This window comes from Micromonospora sp. NPDC048935, assembly GCF_043197875.1.
Lineage (GTDB): Bacteria > Actinomycetota > Actinomycetes > Mycobacteriales > Micromonosporaceae > Micromonospora.
This window is the reverse complement of the sequence record NZ_JBICTZ010000013.1, coordinates 119,603-141,126: the sequence shown is the minus strand read 5'-3', so window position 1 is coordinate 141,126 and position 21,524 is coordinate 119,603. Positions and strand designations below refer to the sequence as shown.

The 21,524-nt window shown below is 71.2% G+C and carries 19 protein-coding genes and 3 pseudogenes; 5 read left to right on the top strand and 17 right to left on the bottom strand.

Features of this window, described 5'->3' with window-relative positions; genetic code table 11:
- The first annotated feature begins 329 nt into the window (after positions 1-329).
- Entirely contained in the window at positions 330-2,672 is a 2,343-nt protein-coding gene (gene fxsT, locus ACGFIW_RS29075; protein ID WP_393322318.1) for an FxSxx-COOH system tetratricopeptide repeat protein, read from the top strand.
- Here fxsT and ACGFIW_RS29070 read toward each other — a convergent pair.
- The 3 genes and pseudogenes from ACGFIW_RS29070 to ACGFIW_RS29060 form a co-directional block, all read right to left on the bottom strand.
- A pseudogene (locus tag ACGFIW_RS29070) lies at positions 2,642-2,752 on the bottom strand (hypothetical protein); the annotation flags it as partial. The gene fxsT and the pseudogene ACGFIW_RS29070 overlap by 31 nt on opposite strands.
- Positions 2,753-2,912: 160 nt before the next feature.
- Positions 2,913-3,101: pseudogene (locus ACGFIW_RS29065) on the bottom strand (amidase family protein); the annotation flags it as partial.
- A 39-nt stretch (positions 3,102-3,140) separates the two neighbouring features.
- On the bottom strand, positions 3,141-3,377 hold the full coding sequence (locus tag ACGFIW_RS29060; protein WP_393322315.1) for a hypothetical protein: 237 nt from the start codon (positions 3,375-3,377) through the stop codon (positions 3,141-3,143).
- A gap of 616 nt (positions 3,378-3,993) precedes the next feature.
- Here ACGFIW_RS29060 and ACGFIW_RS29055 point away from each other — a divergent pair.
- The 3 genes from ACGFIW_RS29055 to ACGFIW_RS29045 all read left to right on the top strand — a co-directional run bounded on the left by ACGFIW_RS29055 (position 3,994) and on the right by ACGFIW_RS29045 (position 6,404).
- A complete protein-coding gene (locus ACGFIW_RS29055) occupies positions 3,994-5,352 on the top strand; it encodes a ricin-type beta-trefoil lectin domain protein (RefSeq protein WP_393322312.1) in 1,359 nt (452 codons plus the stop codon).
- An 86-nt stretch (positions 5,353-5,438) separates the two neighbouring features.
- A complete protein-coding gene (locus tag ACGFIW_RS29050) occupies positions 5,439-5,969 on the top strand; it encodes a GNAT family N-acetyltransferase (protein ID WP_393322309.1) in 531 nt (176 codons plus the stop codon).
- A gap of 51 nt (positions 5,970-6,020) precedes the next feature.
- On the top strand, positions 6,021-6,404 hold the full coding sequence (locus ACGFIW_RS29045; protein ID WP_393322306.1) for a hypothetical protein: 384 nt from the start codon (positions 6,021-6,023) through the stop codon (positions 6,402-6,404).
- A gap of 268 nt (positions 6,405-6,672) precedes the next feature.
- Here ACGFIW_RS29045 and ACGFIW_RS29040 read toward each other — a convergent pair whose 3' ends face one another.
- The 5 genes and pseudogenes from ACGFIW_RS29040 to ACGFIW_RS29020 all read right to left on the bottom strand — a co-directional run bounded on the left by ACGFIW_RS29040 (position 6,673) and on the right by ACGFIW_RS29020 (position 8,967).
- The gene (locus ACGFIW_RS29040; protein WP_393322303.1) at positions 6,673-7,143 is read right to left on the bottom strand and encodes a hypothetical protein; all 471 of its coding nucleotides are present in this window, start codon (positions 7,141-7,143) and stop codon (positions 6,673-6,675) included.
- A gap of 391 nt (positions 7,144-7,534) precedes the next feature.
- The gene (locus tag ACGFIW_RS29035; protein ID WP_393322299.1) at positions 7,535-7,726 is read right to left on the bottom strand and encodes a DUF397 domain-containing protein; all 192 of its coding nucleotides are present in this window, start codon (positions 7,724-7,726) and stop codon (positions 7,535-7,537) included.
- A pseudogene (locus ACGFIW_RS29030) lies at positions 7,717-7,818 on the bottom strand (XRE family transcriptional regulator); the annotation flags it as partial. The pseudogene ACGFIW_RS29030 and the gene ACGFIW_RS29035, both read right to left, overlap by 10 nt.
- A gap of 199 nt (positions 7,819-8,017) precedes the next feature.
- Positions 8,018-8,203 carry a DUF397 domain-containing protein gene (locus ACGFIW_RS29025; protein ID WP_357555450.1) on the bottom strand — a complete coding sequence of 62 codons (186 nt, stop codon included), beginning with the start codon at positions 8,201-8,203 and terminating at the stop codon, positions 8,018-8,020.
- The gene (locus ACGFIW_RS29020; RefSeq protein WP_393322296.1) at positions 8,200-8,967 is read right to left on the bottom strand and encodes a DUF5753 domain-containing protein; all 768 of its coding nucleotides are present in this window, start codon (positions 8,965-8,967) and stop codon (positions 8,200-8,202) included. Before ACGFIW_RS29020 ends, ACGFIW_RS29025 begins: the two co-directional genes overlap by 4 nt.
- Positions 8,968-9,332: 365 nt before the next feature.
- On the opposite strand from ACGFIW_RS29020, the gene ACGFIW_RS29015 reads away from it, so the two are divergent.
- Positions 9,333-9,617: a hypothetical protein gene (locus ACGFIW_RS29015; protein WP_393322293.1), complete on the top strand. Its 285-nt coding sequence runs from the start codon at positions 9,333-9,335 to the stop codon at positions 9,615-9,617.
- A 302-nt stretch (positions 9,618-9,919) separates the two neighbouring features.
- Here the strand turns inward: ACGFIW_RS29015 and ACGFIW_RS29010 are convergent, their stop codons facing one another.
- The 9 genes from ACGFIW_RS29010 to ACGFIW_RS28970 form a co-directional block, all read right to left on the bottom strand.
- The gene (locus ACGFIW_RS29010; RefSeq protein ID WP_393322290.1) at positions 9,920-10,972 is read right to left on the bottom strand and encodes a discoidin domain-containing protein; all 1,053 of its coding nucleotides are present in this window, start codon (positions 10,970-10,972) and stop codon (positions 9,920-9,922) included.
- Positions 10,973-11,315: 343 nt separating this feature from the next.
- Complete coding sequence (locus tag ACGFIW_RS29005) at positions 11,316-13,424, bottom strand: hypothetical protein (RefSeq protein WP_393322287.1); 2,109 nt, start codon at positions 13,422-13,424, stop codon at positions 11,316-11,318.
- A gap of 234 nt (positions 13,425-13,658) precedes the next feature.
- Positions 13,659-16,097, bottom strand: coding sequence for a right-handed parallel beta-helix repeat-containing protein (locus ACGFIW_RS29000; RefSeq protein WP_393322284.1), 2,439 nt, complete (start codon positions 16,095-16,097; stop codon positions 13,659-13,661).
- 55 nt (positions 16,098-16,152) lie between these two features.
- Positions 16,153-16,458, bottom strand: coding sequence for a hypothetical protein (locus ACGFIW_RS28995; protein ID WP_393322281.1), 306 nt, complete (start codon positions 16,456-16,458; stop codon positions 16,153-16,155).
- Entirely contained in the window at positions 16,451-16,903 is a 453-nt protein-coding gene (locus tag ACGFIW_RS28990) for a YbaB/EbfC family nucleoid-associated protein (protein WP_393322278.1), read from the bottom strand. Before ACGFIW_RS28990 ends, ACGFIW_RS28995 begins: the two co-directional genes overlap by 8 nt.
- Complete coding sequence (locus ACGFIW_RS28985) at positions 16,896-17,816, bottom strand: hypothetical protein (protein ID WP_393322275.1); 921 nt, start codon at positions 17,814-17,816, stop codon at positions 16,896-16,898. The genes ACGFIW_RS28990 and ACGFIW_RS28985 overlap by 8 nt, the downstream gene beginning before the upstream one ends.
- Before the next feature lie 3 nt (positions 17,817-17,819).
- On the bottom strand, positions 17,820-20,711 hold the full coding sequence (locus ACGFIW_RS28980) for a hypothetical protein (RefSeq protein WP_393322272.1): 2,892 nt from the start codon (positions 20,709-20,711) through the stop codon (positions 17,820-17,822).
- Positions 20,712-20,794: 83 nt separating this feature from the next.
- Entirely contained in the window at positions 20,795-21,097 is a 303-nt protein-coding gene (locus ACGFIW_RS28975; RefSeq protein ID WP_393322270.1) for a WXG100 family type VII secretion target, read from the bottom strand.
- 32 nt (positions 21,098-21,129) lie between these two features.
- Complete coding sequence (locus ACGFIW_RS28970; protein ID WP_393322267.1) at positions 21,130-21,453, bottom strand: hypothetical protein; 324 nt, start codon at positions 21,451-21,453, stop codon at positions 21,130-21,132.
- Positions 21,454-21,524: the final 71 nt, after the last annotated feature.

The window sequence follows — 21,524 nt, the reverse complement described above, 5'->3', positions numbered from 1 at the left end:
GACCCTTTCGCCACTTCGGCTAGGACACCCGGATGATTGCCAGGGTGAGTCTTCCCTGATATCTGCACAGTCATGACGGCCTATGCGATACGCTCGAAGCGGTCATATCTCTACGGGCGGGATATTCACCACCGCCGCGCTCCCCGGCCACCGCCACCCGCAGTCGGCGCCACCAGCCACCCGACCAGCCAACCAACCCCCGATCCGGGCCCCGGCAGCGCCGGCCCCGCAGGGGCATCCTCCGATCAGGACGGAGGGTGCAGGAGGTGGTCACGATGTGGTGAGGTGGAGCCGGAACGGCGACGTGGTCGACACCTGTGGGGGAGCGGATGACACAGGCACATCGGTGGACGGTGGCCAGCCTCCTCAGTCTGCTCGCCGTGGCTCTGGCCTGGCTCGCCTGCCAGCTCGGCTTCGGGCTCGACGTGGAGACGTCGGCGACGGTGGCGGCGTTGGCGGCCGCGCTCGTCGCCGCTCCGCTCGCCCAGTGGGCCAAGCAGGCAGCGGTCAAGCACTCCTCCCCCGCACCATCCGTCGAAGGCGTCCGTCGTCAACGGGAGCCGGACGGCACACCCCGGGCCGACGGGGTGACGCGGGCCTGGAACATCCCGGTCCGCAACGCCGGCTTCACCGGGCGGGACGAGTTGTTGACCGCACTTCATGCTCACCTGCACACGGGCCGGCCGGTGGCGGTCATCGCCCTGCACGGCCTCGGTGGGGTCGGCAAGACCTCCCTCGCTGTCGAATACGCCCACCGTTTCGCCGACGAGTACTCCCTGACGTGGTGGATCAACGCCGAACAGAGCGTCCTCATCGGGGACCAACTCACCGCCCTCGGCCTGTCCACGGGTTGGGTCACCACCACACCAGACACCGCCACCGCCGCCCGACAGGTGCTACGCCACCTCCGCGAAACCGACAACTGGCTGATCGTCTTCGACAATGTCGAGGCCCCCGAGGACGTCGTACCATGGCTGCCGCAGGGCCCCGGTCACGTGATCATCACATCCCGCAACCCGGGGTGGCGGCAGGTGGCGTTCCTCCTGGACGTGGACGTGTTCGACCGGGCGGAGTCAGTGGCGCTGCTGCGTCACCTCGCCCCCGAGCTGACCGGGACGGCGGCCGACAGCGTCGCCGATGCTGTCGGTGACCTTCCCCTGGCAGTGGCGCAGGCCGCCGGCGTGATCGGCGAGACAGCGATGACCGCCGACGAATACCTCCGGGAACTCGCCCAGCACGTCGCGCAGGTGATGACGGAGGGCAAGCCCCCGTCCTATCCCACGACACTGGCCGGGACGGTGCAGATCTCGCTGGACCGGCTGGCCGCCACGGACCAGGCCGCCGGGCAGCTGCTGCGACTCTGCGCCTTGCTCGCACCGGAACCCGTGCCCATCGAGATCTTCACCGGTGCTCCCGTCGGCGTCCTCCCCGAACCGCTGGCCTCCGTCGCCGCCTCCACGATGGCGATCCGTCGGTCGATCGGCCTCCTCGGCCGGTACGGCCTGGCCAAGGTCGGACCGGTCGGGCCGCAACTGCACCGACTGACCCTGGCCATCGTCCGGGACCTCACCGACCACGCGACCGAGGTCGCCGCCCGACGCCAGCTCGACGCACTCCTCGTCGCCGCGACACCCGGCCCCAGCCACGAACCGACCGCCTGGCCCTACTGGGCGCGGTTCCTTCCCCACCTCCTGGCCGTCGATCCGGGCGCGAGCACGAACCCGGCCCTGCGCGCCGTCGCCACTCAGGCAACGTGGTACCTGCGCGGGCACGGCGACCTGAGGGCCGGCCACGACGTCACCGAACACCTCTACCAGCAGTGGCGCAGCCGACTGGGTCCCGATGATCCGGCGACGCTGCAGGCCGCGCACAGCCTGGCGGACGCCCGGTTCCGGCTCGGCTTCGTCCAGGCGGCCCACGACATCGCCGACGAGACGCTGCGCCGCCGTCGGCGGGTGCTGGGCGACGACCACCTGGACACTCTCGCCTCCGCCTGCACCCTCGGGCTCTGTCTGTACCAGCTCGGGCGGTCCGCACCGACGGCCTCCCCGCGCTTCGAGCCAGCGCGGGCGCTGTTGGAGGACACGTTGTCGCGGTTGCGCTCGATGTACGGCGAGGACAGTGGGTTGACGCTCGGCACCGCCCACAACCTCGCGCTGACCCTGGGCGCGTTGGGCCGTCACAACGAGGCGCTCGCCCTCCACACGGACACCGTCGCCCGGCGCCGTCGGGTGCTGGGCGAGGACCATCCGCACACCCTGCTGTCGGCCGGCGACTTCGCCGAGGAGCTGGCGGCGTCGGGGTGTCCCGCGGAGGCACTGGAGCTGCATCGGGACACTCTCGCCCGCCAGCGGCGGGTGCTCGGTGACGACCACCCCGACGTCATGTTGTCGGCCGTGCGAACGGCTGCGGTGCTCCACCACCTGGGGCAGTCGGCGGAGGCACTCGTCCTGGCCCGGGAGACGCTGGAGCACAGGGTACGAGTTCTCGGCCCGGACCACGCCGACACCAGGAGCTCCGCGCTGGCGGTCAGCACGTACCTGCGTGCGCTGGGACGGACCCGGCAGGCGAGGGCGAACGACTCGCGCTTTCCCGCTGGTGGGGAGGGGGAACCGGGGACCGGTCCGGGTGGTTCCGCGTTTCACAACCCGGCGGAGAGCACGCCCGCCTGACCCGCCCCCGGCCCAGCGGACGGCTGGTCGGCCGGCACCGAGACGTGGGCGGTGACGATCCGCCAGCCGACGGGCAGGCGTACCCAGGTCTGGGTCTGCCGTCCGGTGCCGGCGGTGCCGGCGTACCCGACGGGTCGTCACGACCGCCAGGTCCGGCCCGAACGTGGTGACCGCCGTGACGCCACGGGCCGCGTGCAACACCTCGACGGCACCGGCGGCGTCGGCGGCGAAGACCGACACGCAGTCCAGCGAGCGGCAGGCCGGGACCACGCCGGCCGCGCTGAGCAGACCCCGGGTGGGCTTGAGGCCGACGATCCCGTTCAGCGCCGCCGGCACCCGGCCGGAGCCGGCGGTGTCCGTACCCAGAGCGAAGCTGACCTGGCCGGCGGCGACCGCGACCGCCGAGCCGGAGCTGGAGCCGCCGGAGATCAGCCCGCCGCCGAAGACGCTCGGGCAGCTGCCCGTCGGTCAGCCGTCGCCTGCGGCGCGCTGACGGTCGGCCTCGGCATCCGCGGCACCTGTCGGCACGCCGTCGCTGTCGCGGGTGGCATGGGAGAGGTCCACGTCAGCGCCGGTACGGGCGGCGTCGGCCGCCGCGTCGTCCGCGCCGACGATCTCCCCGCCGGAGTCGGCAACCGCGCCGTCGTCGTCGATGAGTTGCTCGGGGGCGGCCAGTGCAAACGGTACGTACCTGGGCTCGGTCATCTCGTCCTCCTCCGGGTTTGCTGTGTGCCTCTTTACCGCTACCCCCGAGAAGCGCTCGACACACCCTCGACGATCCCACCGAGGCCCGGGCGGCGACGCGACGGACACCGCCCAGATGCGAGCAGCCTCCACCGCGCCAACCCGCAGTGGCGTCTGACGTCTGCGGACCCGATCTCATTCCGTGGCGCGTGATTGACGCTGCGTTATGACGGCCGTCGATTGAACGGGCCCCGGCGTGACGACCACCGGACGACCCCTTCCCCCCGCCGTGACCTGCGGTTCCGGACCGAACAGGGCCCCCCGAGCCTTCGCTCCAGACCGCCGGTCGATACCCGCCACGGTCCGACGTCATACGTCAGACGATGATGCTAATCTATTTCAACGCGATAAACGGATCTCGACTGCGGAAGGATCACGATGGCATCGGATCAGTCGGCAGTCGGCTCCGCGTCGCCCGTCCCTACCCCTCAGGACGTCGGCGTCGCCGCGTCAGCCACGCCGTCCCCTGCTGACCGTTGTCCCGCCAACCAGAACGGGACGTCGGCCCAGCCGCGTGTCGCCGGCACGGATCGGACGCCGCACTTCGTCAACAACGCAAACCCAAGGAGGTTTGACTGTGCCACTTCGTAAACTCGCCACCCCCTGGACAGGGGCGGCCATGGCCGCCATGATGCTGGTCGCCGTCGCGGCGTACGTCATCATGACCGGCGCGTCGGCGTCCGCCGCCACCACCGCCGGCTGCGGCAAGGCGCCCGGCTTGAACAGCGGCACCCACACCATCCAGAGCAGCGGAAAGAGCCGTAGCTTCATCCTCCGGCTGCCCGACAACTACAACAACACCTATGCCCACCGGTTGGCCTTCGGGTTCCACTGGCTGGGTGGCACCGCCGGTCAGGTCGCGAGCGGCGGCTCCGACGGAGCCCCGTGGGCCTACTACGGCATGCTCTCCCAGTCGAACAACACGACGATCTTCGTCGCCCCGCAGGGCATCGGCAACGGCTGGGGCAACTCCAACGGTGAGGACGTGACCTTCACCGACGACATGATCCGCATGATCGACAACGCGCTCTGCGTGGACACCACCCAGCGTTTCTCGGTCGGGTTCAGCTACGGCGGCGCGATGAGCTACTCGTTGGCGTGTTCCCGGCCGACGGTGTTCCGTGCGGTCGCGGCAATCGCGGCCCCCGGGGCGATCAGCGGATGCAGCGGTGGCACCCAGCCCGTGGCGTACCTGGGGATTCACGGCATCAACGACAACATCGCGAGCGGACGGTCGCTGCGCGACAGGTTCGTCCGCAACAACGGTTGTGCCGCGCAGAACCCGCCCGAGCCGAGGGCTGGCAGCCTGACCCACATCACCACCGCCTACTCCTGCCGGGCCGGCTACCCGGTGCTCTGGGCCGCGTTCGACGGCGGCCACCAGCAGGGCCCGGTGGACGGGTGCGCCGGCTGTGAGAGCGGCGCGCGGAGCTGGGTCAAGCAGGAGGTGTGGCGGTTCTTCACCCAGTTCGGGTCCGACGTGCCGCCCACCAGCGCACCGCCCACCACCACTCCCCCGCCGTCGAGCCCGCCGCCGGGTGGTCAGCAGAACGTGCTGATCGCGGGTACCCAGTCCGGGCGATGCATCGACGTCCCCGGTTCCAGCACCACGAACGGGGCCCGCCCGGCGCTGTGGGACTGTCACGGCCGCACCAACCAGCGCTGGACCCACACCACCAACCGCACCCTGACCGTCTACGGCAACAAGTGCCTCGACGCCAGCGGGGCGGGCACCAGCAACGGCACCGCGGTCATCATCTGGGACTGCAACGGCCAGGCCAACCAGCAGTGGAACCTGAACTCCAACGGCACCATCACCTCGGCCCAGTCGGGGCTCTGCCTCGACGCCATCAACTCCGGCACGGCCAACGGGACGCAACTGCACCTGTGGGCCTGCCAGGGCAGCGCCAACCAGCAGTGGAGCACGCGCAGCTAGGGCACCGTCCGCCCTGCCAGACGCGCCGCTCGGGTCCCATCCCGGGCGGCGCGTCGCCGTCCGGGCATGCGGATTACCATTCCGCCATGGGCGACACCACCCACGGTGTACGGATCCGGCCTGGTGGCCCGGGCGATGCACCCGCCGTGCTGAAGATGCTTGATGCCGCGGTGGCCTGGATGAACGATCGAGGCAATACCGAGCAGTGGGGCACGACACCGTTCTCGGAGAAGCCCGGGGGCATCGAGCTGGTCGATCGGTACCTGACCGAGCACCTCCCCTACATCGCGGAGTTGGACGGGACGCCGGCCGCAACCCTGGTGTTGGACTCCGGGCCCGATCCCCGGGCGCCAATCACGCCCGCGGACGAACCGGAGCGCTACGTCCGGCTCCTGGTCTCCGACCGACGCTTCGCCGGTCGAAGCCTCGGATCGGCCCTGCTGGCGCATGCCGTGGCGGAGACCCGGCGTGCCGGCGTGCGGTTGCTCCGGGTCGACTGCTGGGCGGGCGGCGACGGCACGTTGGTGGCGTTCTACGAGCGCCACGGTTTCACCGCCACCGAAACCTTCCGGGCCGGCTCGTGGCCGGGGCAGGTGCTGGCCCAGCGGGTCGGTTGAGCGGCGCTTCGCCGGGGCCTCCGACGCCGATCACGGCCGACCGTCATGATCATGCGGCAGGGGGAACGGCCGATCACCGCGACCCGCGCGATGGTCGGGCGCTTCTCCGCCGGTCGACTGGGGACTGTCGTCTCGCAGGGGCTGATCCAGGCGGCCGCCGGAGCGACGGGCGCCGCACTGGCGCGGACCAAGAAGCAGTTCCTCGTCCTCACCGATCAGCGACTGATCTTTCTGCCGCAGACCTTCTTCGGCGGGCCCGGTACCGGCGTTCTCGGCGAGGTGCCCCGGGAACACGTCACGCTCGCCGAGGCGAAGATCGGAATTGTGAGCCTGTTGCGCGTCGCCTTCGGCGGTGCGGGGGACGGCGTCACCCTGACCTTCCCCCGGGTGGACAAGAAGAGCGCCGCAGCCCTGCCGCCGGTGCCGGCGGCCTGATCAGGCCCGGCCCACGTGGGCCAGGTCCACGTGGGCCCGACCGGCGAACTGGTGACCAGCGGGCCGTCAACCGTGGCCAGGCCCAGCTCCGCGTCCGCGGCGAACGGGCCATCGCCACGTTCAGAACCCGGAAGATCCTGGCCAAACTGCGTTGCTGTCCCCCACGCGACCGCGCTCGTGCAGGCCATCCTCGTCCTACCCCGCGTCGAGACCAGCCGCTACCCAGGATGAAACCGCTCAGCGAGTGGGCGTCGTTCTCGTACGGCCGCTAGTCAATCGAAAAGAGACGATCAACGGGGTCCACGACGGCGGCCAGCAACGCGCCGGGCACGAGGGCCGGGTCGTCGGCGCGGACCGTGTCTGCCTCGAACGTGGCGAACCCGGGCCCGCTGATCCGCAGGTGGAGTTCCAGCCCAGGATCCTCTCCGCCCAGATGGTTCGCCACCGTCAGAATCTCCGCCGTCGCGGCGACACCAGCGGCGGATAGCCGACGCGCGTCGCGGCGCGAGCGGGTGACCAGCCGCAGGCCGAAGACGCCGAAGCCGACACCGACGATCGTCCCCAGTACGCCACCAGCGAGTAGGCCCCAGAAGTCTGCGGGCGACGGCACTGGGTCCAGCGTCACGGCGACGGCGAACAGGACCGGTCCGGGCAGGCAGATGGCCAGGAACACCAGTCGGCAGAGTAGCGCGCCGATCGGACCGATGCGCGCCTCCGCTTCCCGCGGGGTACTCGTCACCCTCGCACCCTAATGCAGCGCCCAACGCGACTGACTGAGTCGTTTCATCCTTCGGTAGCGGGTCGTTTCGACGCGGTGTAGGACGAGGATGGCCCGGAGCCTCGCCTCATCAGTCCCTGGGTTCACCGCACCTCCTCCGGGCTGCGAGATCAGCTTGGAAGAGGTTCATCAAACGACAGATGTACGGCCGAGCCGGCTTCGACCTGCTCCGAAAACGCGTCCAGGCCCCGAAGACAACAGGCCGCTGGCCCTGGACTGGTTCGACTTCACCGACCACGACGCCGCAGTGCCGGCGAAGGTACCTACCCCAGGTGGCGGTGCCCCAGACGGCAGAGCACCACGCACGCAAAAGGCCCCCGACCAGCGCCGAGGACCTTCGCGGTGTCCTCGGTCAGCCGGCGTCCCGCGCCATCGCGACGAAACCCCGCCACGCGGCAGGGCTGAATGCCAGCGTCCCGCCGTCGCGGTCCTTCGTGTCGCGGACAAGGACCACGCCCGGCATGTTGTCGGCGACCTCAACACAGTTACCGCCGTTACTGCCGCTCTTCGTGCTCTTGCGCCACTGCGCGCCGGTCATGTCCATGATGCTGCCACTTTCCTGATGAGGTCGAGTGATTGCGCCCGAGGTAGGGCCTCGCCAACTATGCGCGCCCACCGTCGCCCCAGGGTAGCAATTCCCCCGTGGGCCCGACCGGCGAAGTGGTGACCAGCGGCCCACTGGATAAGACGGTCGCCACTAGCCTGTGACACAAGTAGACGACGGCGAGTGCACCACGGGCGGAGCGTAGGTTGATCGCGACCTGCCCCAGACGGCAGAGCACCGCGCACACAAAAGGCCCCCGACCTGCGCCGAGGGCCTTCGCGGTGTCCTCGATCAGCCGGCGTCCCGCGCCATCGCGACGAAACCCCGCCACGCGGCAGGGCTGAATGCCAGCGTCCCCCCGTCGCGATCCTTCGTATCGCGGACAAGGACCACGCCCGGCATGTTGTCGGCGACCTCGACGCACGCGCCGCCGTTGTTGCCGCTCTTCGTGCTCTTACGCCACTGCGGACTAATCATGTCCATGTCAATGCCGCTTTCCTGATGAGTTCTAGGGACTGCGCCCGCGGTAGGGCCTCGCCGCTGATCCGCGCCCACCGCCGGTCAAGGGTAGCAACTTCCGCCGCCGCCTCGATGATTTGCGCGCGTGCCTGTCCGTCGACATGGGCCACGCGTGCCCCGTCCGGCATATCGGCGAGGATGAACGGACCGCCGAGGCCCGGGTACATGCCCGCCGACTCCGGCACGATGTGAACCTGAACCGACGGCAACTCTGCGCACGCGGCGAGATGCTCGCATTGCTCTCGCATCAGCGCCCGGTCGCCGCCCAGCGTCCGGCGAAGCACCCCCTCGTCGAGGATGGCCACCAGCAACGGCGGCGGGTCGCGGCGAAGGATGGCTTGCCGAGCGACGCGCGCCGCCGCGAGTTCGTCGACGGCGTCCCCGCTCAAAGCCTCACCCGCGAGCGTCGCCCGCGCGTACGCCTCCGTCTGTAGGAGCCCAGGAACCCACGCGAGTTCGAACCATCGCAGCACCAACGCCTCGTGCTCGATGTCCGCCCAGCGGCGGAACCACACGGGCTCACGTCTCTTGAGGACGTCCGGCCATAGATCTTCCACGCTCCGGCCGAGAAGTGCAGCGACCGCCGCACGCTGGCGGGGACGCGGCGTCCGTCCGGGGTTGACCCAACGCTGAGCGGTCTTCGGGTCTACCTCTGCCTGCACAGCAAGGCTCTCGGCGGTCTCCCCCGCCTCACTCATCGCGGCAATTAAGACGTGGTTCACTACGCCTCCATTAAGGACGTCCTAAACATTCCGCCATCATATGCGCACGGCGTGTGAGCGTCCCAGTACAGGGCGGCAGGGTGTCGGGTAAGCGGCACCGCTGGTGGAGGCGCAGCCCGGCGGCGGTGTCAGCCCGGGGCCGCCTCGTGGGCGAGCACTCACGGGGCGGCCCCTCCAAACCCACCGAAGGGGGAGCACATGCCGGACAGCCCGAAGCCTGAGCCGAAGACCGCACCGAAGCCCGCCCCGCCGCCGGTCCCGTGGCCGCCGGGGACCATCGTCCCGGTCGGGCCGCCCTCGGTTCCGCCGATCGAGCGCCGAAACCGCGTGCCGGAATCCCGCTGGCGGCCCTCGAAGGTGGTCGCATGACGGGGCCACGCTTGCGCGGCGGCGACGTGGTCCGCCTGACCAGCACCGCGAGCGTTCAATTCTTCCGCCCGATCACCGTTCGGGTGATCCGGGAGTTGGACCACGTCACGTACGACGGTTGGCTCTGGCTCGACGGGTACGAGTTGGGCGCGAAGGGTGCCGCTGTCGCGCGGCGCGAGCTGTATGTCCGCCGCGAGGGCGTGCAGCTCATCGAGGCCGCCCCGACTGCTGCCCCCGGCGTCCGCCAGCCCATCCGCCGCTCCCCGGTGCGCGTCAGATGACCACCCGCCCGCGTCGGATACGCCCCCGGCCGCACCACCCCGGATGCCCGCACTGGCGCTGCACGACATGCGGTGCCCTGTGGCCGTGCTCGTCTGCGCGGCTGTCGCTGTTGCGGCGGTGGGAACGTGACTTCGACGGCCTGGGGCGGTTGATGCACCTGCTGGCCGTAGAGGCGCTGACGGATGCCTTCCTGCTGGGTCTGGATCCCAAGCCCGCGGCGTACGCCGAACGGTTCCTTGGATGGGTGCTCGACCGCGCCCGGAAGGACGTCGAAGAGAAGCCTAAACACCGGCACCGCCCGTCAGGAGACGCCCAACTCCCAGAGTGAGTAGCCGTACTGGCTGACCCGCTTGGTGCCCGTGACACGGACGAACCGCCCGGCCACCTTGTCGCCCGGGATGAGCACGGGGCCCGGCGCTCCCGACGTCGTGGCGAAGATCCTCTTCCAGGAGACGCCGTCGACTGAGACGTCGACGTGGTAGGCGGTGGCGTACGCGTGCTCCCAGTTCAGGCTCACGGTGGTGATCGCGTACACGTCGCCGAGGTCGACGGAGATCCACTGGGGATCCGAGAAGACGCTGCCCCAGCGGGTCGACGCGTCGCCGTCGACGGCGTACGCGGGGCTCCACCAGTCCTTCTCGAAGCTGGAGGCGGAGGCCGGGCGGTTCAGCGCGAGGTTCCTGCCCGAGGGGTTCGCCAGGCCGGCGACGGGGCCGTTGGTCTTCGGCGCCGAGCCACCGGGGGGATTCCCGGCGTTGCTGGCGGTGGCGCGGCTTGTCGCGGGCGGTGTCGGTACGGGCGGTGCCGGCACGGGTGACGCCGAACCGGGCGGTGCCGACGGGGCCGATGCCGACGCGGTGGGCGGCGCAGTCGGCGGGCCGCTCCCGGGTGGCAGCGGCGGCCCGTAACCCGGCCCCGCGGTGATCACGAACCCGCCGTCCCCCGGCGGGGTTGTCGGGTCGACGGCGCGATCGTCGGGCAGGCGGCTGCCGAGCGTGACAGCGGCGACCGCCACCAGCCCGACCAGGAGAAGCGACACGGACCAGGGCCGGAGCAGAGTAGCGAAGGGACGGGCCGGGGCATCCTGCTGCTCGGGCTCGGGCTCCGGCTCGGCAGGCGTGGCGGGCAAGGGCGAGGGCGGCTGCGCGCGCGACGTGTCACCAACAACGGGTGCCACGTCGTCCACCGGCCTGTCGACCGGGGCCACACGCGGAGCCGGGGCCTTGTCGACCGGGGCCGCACGCGGAGCCGGCGGCGGGGCGGTCGGGGCGTCCGGTTGGGCCACCGGCTGGCCGGCGGCGGCCTCCTGCCGGGCCGGTGGCAGGCCGCTCGGAGCGGCGGGAACCACCGCCATCGGCGCCGCAGCCTGCGGGAGGGTCGACGCAGGCGTAACAGGCCGGGGTGGCCGGAGCATCGTCGGTGCGGTGTCCGATCCATCCTCGGCGGGCCGGCGCGCCGGCATCCGGATCCGGTTGGCGGTCGGGAGCGGCGGCGCGGGCCGCAGCGCGGCGGCAGGCGGGGAATCGGCGGCCGGGGCGGCGTAGGGGGGCAATCCGCTCAGCGCCACCGCTCGCTGCACGGGGGGTCGACGGTCGCCCGGGGCCGCCGGCACGTCCCCGTCACCGGCCTCCGGCGACGGTTGGCGCGCCCTCGGCGGGCCGTCGCCGGCAGGGCCGGATTCCGGCGTCGACCCTCGCTCAGGACTTTTCATGTTCGTGACTCTCCCGCTCCGTGAGGCTTCCGCGCCCGTTCTGGCCGGAATCACCCTCGCCACCGTCGACACGCGGTGACACCGTGCACCATCCGGACGCCAGCGCGGCCGGCGGCGCGTCCTGCACCAGCCCGGCCCGTGCGCCGACCGGGCAGCCGAGGTAGTTGGCGAGCAGCCGCAGCAGGGGCTCCGTGAGCTGACCGGCCTCCACCCAGACGACCTCCCGCCCGCCGACCCATCCCGGCCGCCGGTCGGCGACGACCGTGGCGAAGTCCCAGGCGGTGACCGGCTGGCCCGCCAGCAGGAACGGCCGCCGCCAGTCCGGGCCGCGCGCCGCCACCACCGTACGGAGACCGGCCTCGTGGGTCCGTTGCCGGATGTCCGCACCCTCGGGAATCCGGGCCAATGCCAGCAGTGGCTCGTCGTCCGGGGCGTCCGGGGCCCGTGGCGGTGTGGGCCGGGCCGGTGCCAGCATCCCGGTCAGGTCCTCCTCCCGGAAGGGGAAGGCGGAGGCGAGGCGCAACGCCGGGCGGGGCGCACGGTCCACCCGGCGGGGCAGGCTGGCCCACCAACCGTCCGTCCGGCGACCGATCGTCGCGACCTGCATCTGGTCGGCCACCTGCTGCTCGATCTCCGGGGCGACGGACGCGGAGGAGACGAGCAGGACCGGCCGCGGATCGAACTCCCGGTACGCGGCGATGATCTCGCCCAGTTGCCCGGGTTCGACCTCGCCCGCATCGGTGTGCACCGTGCCGGTGCGGGCGTCGGCGGTGAGCAGCACCGCGAAGAGCCGGCTGTCGCGGCGCCACCAGCGCGGTGGTGTCGCGCGCTGTGCCGCGAGCACCACGTCGGGCCGGTCGGCGGGGTCGGGCGCCAGCAGGTGGCTCAGCTCCTCCGGAACGAACCGCGTTCGGGCCCGCACGCCTGCCGGCAGGCGGTTCAGCAACAGGTGCAGGATCGGCAACACGTCGTCGGACAGCGGCAGGCCGGGCAGGCCGACGACGATCGTGAACCACTGTGCGTGCCACGGGCGACGGCGGACGTCACCGGTGTGCTGGCCGGCGAAGGGGGGTCGCACCCAGAGCCCGAACTGGGTGGGCTCGACCACCCAGCGCTCGTCGAGCCGGAACGTGCCGGGGCCGGCCGGTCGCAGGTCCGCGAGGAAGTCGGCAGTCCCGATCGGCATCGGCGGGACGCCCGGGGCGCACCGCAGCCGGGCCACCGGGGGCGTCCACCAGGTGTCGCCACCGGGGTCGATCACGACCGACACCAGCCGGTGCTCGTCGTCCAGGATCGGCAGGCCGGCCGCGACCTCGACCGGGCGGTCCCAGCGGTCGGCGATCGTGGCCGCCAGGCGCATCGCCTCGTCGGCGGCCACGCCGTAGGGGGCGATGACCATCGAGGGATCCAGCGCGTCGAGGATCGACAGCGTTGCCTCGACGCCGGGCGCGGCCGCCCCGGGACGCCCGAGCACCACAGTCACCCGGTCGGCGTCCATCGGCACCGCGAACGCCAGGTCGTCCGGGCTCGGGGCCGGCAGGCCCGGTGCGTCCGCGTGCAGCCACAGGCCGGCCGGTACGCAGTGGGCTCGGATGCCCGCGCCGACGTGCCGGACCAGGGTGTCGACCTCGGCCTCCCAGTGTGGCGGCGGATACCGGTGGCCACCGTCGGAGACGCTGCCGTCGGCCCGGAACCAGCGCCACCCGTCGACGGCGAACAGGCCGCCCCCGGGCACGAGCAGGAGCTGACCGCTCGGCGCGTACACGTCCGCCTGGAGCTGTCGGGCCAGGGCCGCGGCCGGGGGCGGACCGGTTGTCGAGGTCGTGCCGGTGCCGCTGACCGCGAGGCGGGCCGCCGCCCCGGGCGGAACCGCGATCGGCAGAACCTCGGTGAGCAGGGCCCAGTCGTCAGGGTCGACGATCTGGCCGACCACGGTGACGACTCCGGGCTCCGACGGCAACAGGCGCGCCATCGCGACGATGGTGCCGCCCGGGTCGGGCCCGACGACCGCGAGATTGTCCGCCACCCACCGCAACGCGGTCGCGGAGCCACGCCGTGGACCGCTGCCCAGGGGCGCCGAGGCCGCGGACATCATGGACGGCACCCGGGACCACTCTGGAGCAATCGATGGGATCGCTCCCACGCGAGACCCACCAATCCTGTCTCATCTCGTTCCACCCGCACCCCACCCCGAGATCCACCACATGGTTGACTCGGGACAACGAAATTGTCAATCGGTGCGGATGCCCGTGGCACGCCGGAGGCGGCGCGTTCCGGGGAATGATAGGGCCTCGGTGTTTCCGGCATGCTGCCTCAGGTGGGCCGGTCCTCACTCTCCCGCGACGCCCACACCGACGACGGCGGTCGGCAGGTCCTCGGCGGTGAGCAGCGCCAACTCGGCGGTCGTCACGTCCGACGCGGCCGCCAACCGGGACGCCTGTAGGTCCGCCATCCGCTCGAAGACCTTACGCGCCTCCCGGCCGTTGCCGAAGGTGCCGTCCTTGGGGATCCGGTCGAAGTGGGTCAGCAGCGCCGACGCCGCGGCGGGATCGAGCTGGTAGTCGTGCCGGACACACTGGTTCTCCACGATGGTCACCAGCTCCGCCGGCGTGTAGTTGGCGAACTCGATGGTCCGGCTGAAGCGTGACTCCAGACCGGGGTTCGCCTGGAGGAAGCGTTCCATGTCCGCGGAGTAGCCGGCCGCGACGACCACCACCTCGTCACGGTGGTCCTCCATCAGCTTCACCAGCGTGTCGATGGCCTCGCGACCAAAGTCCGGGCCGGTGCCGCCACGGCTGTTGCTGAGGGTGTACGCCTCGTCGATGAAGAAGACGCCCCCGAGGGCCGAGTTGAACGCCTCGGTCGTCTTGATGGCGGTGCCGCCGATGATCTGCGCGACGAGGTCGGCGCGGGCGACCTCGACGAGGTGACCCTTGCGCAGCACCCCCAACTCGGCGAGGATCCGCCCGTACAGCCGGGCGATGGTGGTCTTGCCGGTGCCGGGCGCGCCGGCGAAGACCAGGTGCCGCGCCATCGGCGGGGCGGACAGCCCGGCCTCCTGGCGGCGCTGGGACATCTTGTTGAGGTTGACGAGCGAGGTCACCTCCTGTTTCACCCCGTGCAGGCCGACGAGGGACTGCAATTCCCGCAGTGGGTCGGAGCCGCGGGCAACGATGCGCCGTTCCCCCTCGGCTGATGTCTCGGCGGCGGGGGCGCTCCCGGCGGTGGCGACGGCGGCCGTGCCGTACGCGTCGGGGAGCTTGTTGCGGGAGCTGACGAGTTCCTCGACCGTCAGGTGGCCGTCCGGCACGGTCTGTCGTACCCCGGAGCCCTGGTTGTCCCGCACCACGCAGCCGATCAGCCGCACCGAACCGCCGGTCCGCACCGCGATGCCGTCGCCACCGCTCGCGGTGAACTCCGAGTCGGTCACCGTCCCCCGCGACTCGTCGCCGAAGACGCACCCGTCGCCCTCGGCGGCGTGGACCCGGCACCCGGTCAGCGAGATGTCCCCACCGGCGCCCACCGACACACCGTCGGCGCCCGCGTCGGCGATGTCGCAGTCACTGAACGAGGCTGTCGCGTCAGCGACGACCACACCCGCGGCGGCGCTGCCGCGCATGCTCAGACCACTCAGCGACGGCCGGGCGCGGCCGCTGACCGAGATGCCGACGCCACCGCAGCGTTCGATGGTGAGATTCTCGAACCGACCACGGGCACCGCCGACGATCTCGACGGCCGCCCCGTCACAGCCGTGCACCTGCATCCGTTGGAAGAACGGGTCCGCGCCGCCGTCGAGATGCACCCCGGCCTCGGTGCAGTCGCTGACCACCAGGTCGGTGAGTTCGGGTGTGCCACGGTCGCCGACGCCGACGCCGACGCCGTCGATCTTCGTGGCGACGCACGCCTCCAGCCGACCGCCCGCGCGACCGGTGAAACGGAACCCAGAGCGCCGGGCCCCACTCACCCGACACCGGCGCAGGACCGGTGTGCACCGCTCGTCGGTGAAGACCCCGTCTGCGGCGCAGCCGTCCACCGTGCAGTCCTCCAGCAGGCACGCACCGGCGGTGGCCAGGTAGATGCCGACACCGTTGGTGTCGCGGATGCTCAACCGGCGCACGGTCGCCGCAGACTGCTGCTCGGCGGCGAGCGCGGGCTTGCTCGTACCGATGATCTCGGTGTCCTCGATGGAGATCCGGCCCTGGCCGTTGAGGCAGATACCGTTGCCGCCGGCGTCCCGCACGGTGCAGGCACGGACCCGCAGCTCCCCGCGCTCGGCGACGACGACACCGGAGGTGCCGAGGCGCTCGATGCGGCAGTCGTCGAGCACGCTGCCGGTGGAGGAGGTCACCACGACCCCGGCACCGACCTCGTTGCTCACCAGGCTGTCGCGCATGGTGAGTGAGCCGCTGTCCCGGACGAAGACAGCGGCCCACGACGACGCGACCAGCTCACACTCGGTGACACTCAGTTGACCCATCACCAGGGCCAGCGCCGGGCTGTCGGCATCGGTCGCGATGATCGACAGCCCGGACAGCGCGGCCGACTCCGCCGCGAGGACGACCGGGACGCCGGACGGCGCGGTCAGTTTCACGGTGCCCGGCCCGTCCTCCGCGGTGATGGTGACGATCTTCGTCAGCACCAGGTTCTCGGTGTAGCTGCCGGGCTGCACGCTGATCACCGACCCGTCCGACGCCGCGGCCAGCGCGTCCGTGAGTGTCCGGTACCCGGAGACCGCCGACTGGGTGACGGTGATTCGCCGCTGGTTCACGCTCGTCCTACCTCCACAGACACCGAGACTCCCCGATGCGGCTGATGACGCGGACCTACGAGAGGTTCGCGCTGTTGTCGTTGTCCTGGTCCACGAGCGCGTCGATCGCGCCGTGCCCCTCACGGGCCAACTCCCTGATCCCGTCACGCACCGTAGCGACGTAACCAAGCGTCTGTTCGGCGTTGGGCTCCCGCTGCTGCGCCCACTTGCGACCGTGTTCGTCGGTGCCCCACGGCTCGTTGAGGCTCGCCCGGATGTTCCGGACCCGCGTCAGGGCACCGTCGATGTCGTCGGCGACGCTGTCGACCACCTTGAAGAGGTGGTGGGCTCCCTCCGGGTCGATCCGCGTCTCGTCAACCATCGGCCCGGCCCGCCTCGCTCTTCGCGGCCTGGACGATCGACGGCAGGTCGATCGCGGAGGTCATCAACGATCCGACGACCACGTCGAGATCCACCTTCCCGCCGGCCAGGTCACCGAAGGAGACACCGGGCACGACGTCCCGGCCGGCCATCTCGTCGATCTTCCCGAACGCCTCGGCACGGCCCCGGCGCAGCGTCTCGACCAGCAGGCTGCTCAGCTCGTTGGGTGCCATGCCGCGGTACTTGGTGTTGTTGAACGTCAGCTTCACCAACTCGCCCCGGCCGTCGAACACGGCGCTGAGCATCTTGTTGGGCGACTCGACGGTGGTGCTCGCCGCGCGCATCTTGGCCTGGAACTCGTCCAGTTTGCGCCGCTCCTCGGCGAGCATGGCGAAGACCGCGTTCAGTCCTGAGCCGCCTGGCCCGTGGTCGGTATGGTCAGCCATTCCGGTCACCCTTCCTCGCGTCCCCGAGCTCCTTGCGGAGCCCCTCCCGAATGTGCTCGTCGATCCGTTCGCTGCGCCCGAGCACGTTCCACCCGGCATCGGCGTCCTTCCACACCGTCGGGTCGCCCTGCGCGAGCGTGCTGCCGCGACGCTGCCCACCGCCCTCGTTTGCCATGCCACCGAGGCCGCCCATGCCGCCCCCCATGCCGGCACCCATGCCGCCCATCGGCATGAGCGGCATCATCGGGAGGCCACCGCCGCCCGCCCCGCCGCCGCCTCCCGACGGCGCGGCGGCGGCGTCGCCGGGTTGACCCGCCCTGATCGTCGGGGCCGCCGGGCGGAAGAGGTCGGCGGCAGCCGAGTCCGCCGCGAGCACGACCCCCGGCGGGTCGTCGCGCGCCCCGGAGAGGGCCTGGCGGATCCCCGGCTCGTCGACGGTCTCGGCGGTCGGCGGGTCCTGGCCGCCGAGACCGAGACCCACATCGCGGTACGTCTCGGAGAGGCCCTGGAGTACGACCCGCGCCCGGCGGTCCCACTCGTCGTCGGAAGGACCGCTGTCCGAGGCCCGCTGCACCTGGAGGTCCCGCACCCGCGCCTGCCCGACACCGAGCGCGTTCGCCGTGACCCGCAGTTGCCGTCCGCACTCGGCGTCGTCGAGGCGGTGCACCAACTGCCGGGTACGACGTGACGGTTCGCCCAGTCGGACAACAGTGGCCTGGGTGCTGCGCCACGCGTCGTCCAGCTCACCCAGCGCACGGTCGAGCGACTCGGCAATCGCCCGCAGGCCGCTGCGGGCCTCGTCGAAGAGTCGGGCGGACGCCTCGATGTCCGCCGGGGACGCCGCGTCGAGAGCGTGGGCGATGTCCCGCAGTGTCTGTGGCTGCCCGGTCGGGCCTCGTCTCGCGATGCCCACGGGTCAGTTCCTCCCCACGGCCTTGCTGGAGACCGCCTCGCCGTCGTCGCCCCACATGCCGTCCTCGCCGACGAGCCAGGTGTTGCGTTCGCGGTCCCGGTCGCCCTGGTTGCCCATGCCGCCACCCATCGGCGGGGACATCGGCATTCCGGACCCGGCTCCCTGGCCGGCCTGAGCGCCGGCCGACAACGCGGACGACGGGGGGTTGCCGGGATCCCCCGAGGCCACCGGCGCCAACTCAAGCGGAGCGGGCAGGTTCTCCCCGCCGCTGTCGCCACCGCCGCCGGAACCACCGCCATCGCCACCGCCGCCACCGCCGAACCCGCCACCGGGGCCGCCACCTGCGCCCCCGCCGGGACCGCCGCCCGAGCCGCCGCCCGCTCCGGCTGTGGACTTGCCGTTGAGGTAGTCCGAGATGGACGAGTGGCCGCCGGGCTCGTCGATCAGGTCGTCGATGGCCTCGTCGGCGGCCTCCCTGGCGTCGGTGAGCGCCTCCACCCGCGTCTCGCGCTCGGCGGCCGTGTCGCCCTCACCCCGACCGGCCCGCTCATCCTCGATCATGTCGTCGAGCGCGTCGGTGACGGACTCCTTGGCCTCGACGAGGGCACTGTCGCGGGCCTTCTCGCCGGCCCCGTCGCCCTTGCCGTCGCCCTTGCCCTCGCCGTCCTTCCCGCCCTGACCGTCGCCCTTGTCGGGCTGACCGTCACCCTTGTCGCCCTGACCGTCACCCCTGTCGGGCTGGCCGTCACCCTTGCCCATCAGGTCCTCGATCGCGTCGTCGGCCGCATCCCGGGCGTCCGCGAGGGCGTCCGCGCGGGCCTGCTTGGCCTCGGTGTCCGCACCGCCGCCCGTCGTGCGCTCGCCGTCGAGATCGTCGATGGCGCCGTCGACGGCCTTCTGCGCCTCGTCGAACGCCCGCTCGCGCGCCTCCTTCGGGGTGGTGTCGCCCGCGTCCTCGTCCTTCAGCTCGTCGATCGCCTCGTCCGCCGCCTCCCGGGCGTCCTCCAGCGCGTCCTTGCGGGCGGCGTCGACCTCCGGATCACCTGTCGGCTTGTCGATCAGATCCTCGATCGCCTCGTCGGCCGCCTCCTGCGCCTGCTCCAGCGCCTTGTCGCGGGCCTGCTCGGCGACCGGGTCGGTGGTCGAACCGCCCTGCAGATCCTTGATCGCCTCGTCCGCCGCCTTCCGGGCATCCTCCAGCGCGTCCTTGCGCGCCTCCTCGGCTACCGGATCAGCCGACGAAGTCGGTGGTGTCCCGTCCTTCGAGTCGCCGCCGCCCGCGAGGCCGTCGATCGCGTCGTCGGCCGCCTCCCGGGCATCCTTGAGGGCATCCCTGCGCGCCTGCTCGGCGGCCTCACCCGGGCTACCCGAGCCGCCCCCCGGCTTGCCGGACTCGGAGCCGGGACCCTTACTCCCGGGCTCACCGGACGTCACCGGGACACCGCCAGCCCCACCCGACAGGCCGTCGATCGCGTCGTCGGCCGCCTTCTTCGCATCCTTCAGCGCGTCCTTGCGCGCATCCGCGCCTGGTGCCGCACCCGAGCCGGGGCCGCCGCTCGTGGGGGGTACGCCAGCACCCGCCGAGCCGAGCCCCTGAATCGCATCGGACGCTGCCTTCTTGGCGTCCTCAAGCGCACGGTCGCGTGCGGGGTCACCGTTCTTGAGGTCATCGATGGCATCGGTTGCCGCGCCCTTCGCGTCACTGAGCGCCTTGTCCCGCGCGGCGTCACCACCGGAGGTCCCACCGCCGATCGGCGCTCCGCCGCCGGAACCAGAGGGCGCACCACCGCCGGAACCAGAGGGCGCTTTCCCGCCGGAACCGGAGGGCGCACCACCGCCGGAGGTCACTGGAGGGATCTCCCCGGGGGTCGTGATGCCCCTGGTCGGCGGCGCCGCACCGCCGGAGCCGTCGGACAGGTCCTCGATCGCGTCGGTCGCGGCCTTCTTCGCCTCGTCGAGCGCGGCGTCATGCGTGGGGTCACCGTTCTTCAGATCGTCGATGGCTTCGGACACCGCGCCCTCGGCCTCGTCGAGGGCCTTCGAACGGCCATCGCCGCCCTTGCCGCTACCGCTACCGCTACCACTACCGCTGTTCCCGCCACTGCCACTGCCACTGCCACTGCCGCTGCCGCTGCCGCTGCCGCTGCCTTCGTTCTTCTTGTCGTCCTTCTCGTCTTTCTTGTCGTCTTTCTTGTCTTTTTTGTCATCCTTCTTGTCGTTACCGCTGCTGGTGTCGATCGGCTTCAGCACGGCGATGTCGAACGGAGGCAGTCGGCCACCGATCTCCTGGTACGTCGTGGACAACTCCATCAGCCGTGCGCGCAGGTTGGACATGATCCAGCGTTCGCCGGCCTGGTATGCCTGGCCCAGCCCACGCTCCAGATCCGCCTGCTTGGAGCTCTGGTCGTCGACGCCGGTGTAGATTCTGTCGATCTCGGAGGTGACCCAGTCCCGCAGCCGGTCGGTCAGGCGGTGGCCAGTTTCGATGATGTCCCAGAAATCCCGGCGGAAACTCACGATGGCATCGCCGACGTCGCCGATCTTGGTGCCGTAGGCGTTGCCGTCGAGGACGTTGTAGACGCCCTTCCTGCTCTTTCCGACCACCTCCGCGACATGGGTGTCGAAGGCGGCGGCGGCATCTCCGGCGAAGGCCGGTTTCGCCCCACCGGTCAGCTCCTTGGCCAACTTGTCGAAGTCCTCCAGGACGAGGTCGAGTTCGACCTCCGCCTTGTTGAACGCCTCCTCCGCCTCGGCCCAGCCGCCCTCGGCGTTGAGGCCGGGCTCGGTGATGTCCGCGACGAACGGGCCAATCTGCGTCCACACCTCGTAGTTGCGGAACGTCTCTCCCGTGGGTGGGCTCTTCTCGTCGAAGGACCCAACTTCACCCGTTGGCACGATTCCCCCACCGCTCGGACTCGTCACGATCTGCCGGAATGCGCCGAGGAGCCCGCGGGCCCCTCGGCGTCACTTCGAAACGCTCAGCGGTTGCCGAACCGGTTGCCGGAGCGGATGTCCTGCTCCTTCATGTCGTCGGCACGGATTCCCAGTTCCTTGGCCAACTCCGCGACGATGGTGTTCATGTCGCCGAAGTTGTCCTCGATCCGCTTCGAGAGCTGGTTGTAGTTCGCGGCCGCCGGCCCCGTCCAGGTGTCGAGCGCGTGGCCGGTCTCCTGGGACAACTTCTCGATGTAACCCTCGACGTCGCGGTTGACCCTCTGCATCTGCGAGATGCCTTCGAAGATCTGGTCGTACTGGTAGCCGATGAGGCCGTTGTCGGGCATTGCCGGTTCCCTTCCCGATCGGTTGTGCTGGCTCAGATGTCCTTGAGAATGCCCACGCCGATGGCGCCGACCTGGCCGGCGTTCGCCAGATCCTGCTCGTCGAAGTCCTGCACCGTGCCGTCCACGTTGCCGGCCATCTCGTTGAGGTCCGCGACGATGCGGGACACCTCCGCCATCCAGTCGTCCCGCGCCTCCAGCAGCGCCTTGATCATGGCGCCGTCGCAGTAGTCGTCCATCAGGTCGACCGCGGCACTGAACCTGCTCTTGGCGCTGTCGACGTCGCCGGCAGTCTGGCGGTGATCCCCCGCGACACGGTTCGCGACGCGCGGATCGAGGGCGGTATTCCCGTTGGCCATGACTTCCTCTCCCTGCTGTGGACCGTGGTGATCCGGTTGTTTCTCGCCTGGTGGGGCTCATGCAACCAGCG

Coding starts and splice junctions, on each gene's coding strand:
- ACGFIW_RS29005 (WP_393322287.1), bottom strand. CDS start 13,424: ATGATGTCCGCGGCCTCGGCGCCCCTGGGCAGCGGTCCACGGCGTGGC.
- ACGFIW_RS28995 (WP_393322281.1), bottom strand. CDS start 16,458: ATGGTTGACGAGACGCGGATCGACCCGGAGGGAGCCCACCACCTCTTC.
- ACGFIW_RS29050 (WP_393322309.1), top strand. CDS start 5,439: ATGGGCGACACCACCCACGGTGTACGGATCCGGCCTGGTGGCCCGGGC.
- ACGFIW_RS28970 (WP_393322267.1), bottom strand. CDS start 21,453: ATGGCCAACGGGAATACCGCCCTCGATCCGCGCGTCGCGAACCGTGTC.
- ACGFIW_RS29045 (WP_393322306.1), top strand. CDS start 6,021: ATGCGGCAGGGGGAACGGCCGATCACCGCGACCCGCGCGATGGTCGGG.
- ACGFIW_RS29060 (WP_393322315.1), bottom strand. CDS start 3,377: ATGACCGAGCCCAGGTACGTACCGTTTGCACTGGCCGCCCCCGAGCAA.
- ACGFIW_RS28975 (WP_393322270.1), bottom strand. CDS start 21,097: ATGCCCGACAACGGCCTCATCGGCTACCAGTACGACCAGATCTTCGAA.
- ACGFIW_RS29025 (WP_357555450.1), bottom strand. CDS start 8,203: ATGATTAGTCCGCAGTGGCGTAAGAGCACGAAGAGCGGCAACAACGGC.
- fxsT (WP_393322318.1), top strand. CDS start 330: ATGACACAGGCACATCGGTGGACGGTGGCCAGCCTCCTCAGTCTGCTC.
- ACGFIW_RS28990 (WP_393322278.1), bottom strand. CDS start 16,903: ATGGCTGACCATACCGACCACGGGCCAGGCGGCTCAGGACTGAACGCG.
- ACGFIW_RS29010 (WP_393322290.1), bottom strand. CDS start 10,972: ATGGCGGTGGTTCCCGCCGCTCCGAGCGGCCTGCCACCGGCCCGGCAG.
- ACGFIW_RS29035 (WP_393322299.1), bottom strand. CDS start 7,726: ATGGACATGACCGGCGCGCAGTGGCGCAAGAGCACGAAGAGCGGCAGT.
- ACGFIW_RS29015 (WP_393322293.1), top strand. CDS start 9,333: ATGACGGGGCCACGCTTGCGCGGCGGCGACGTGGTCCGCCTGACCAGC.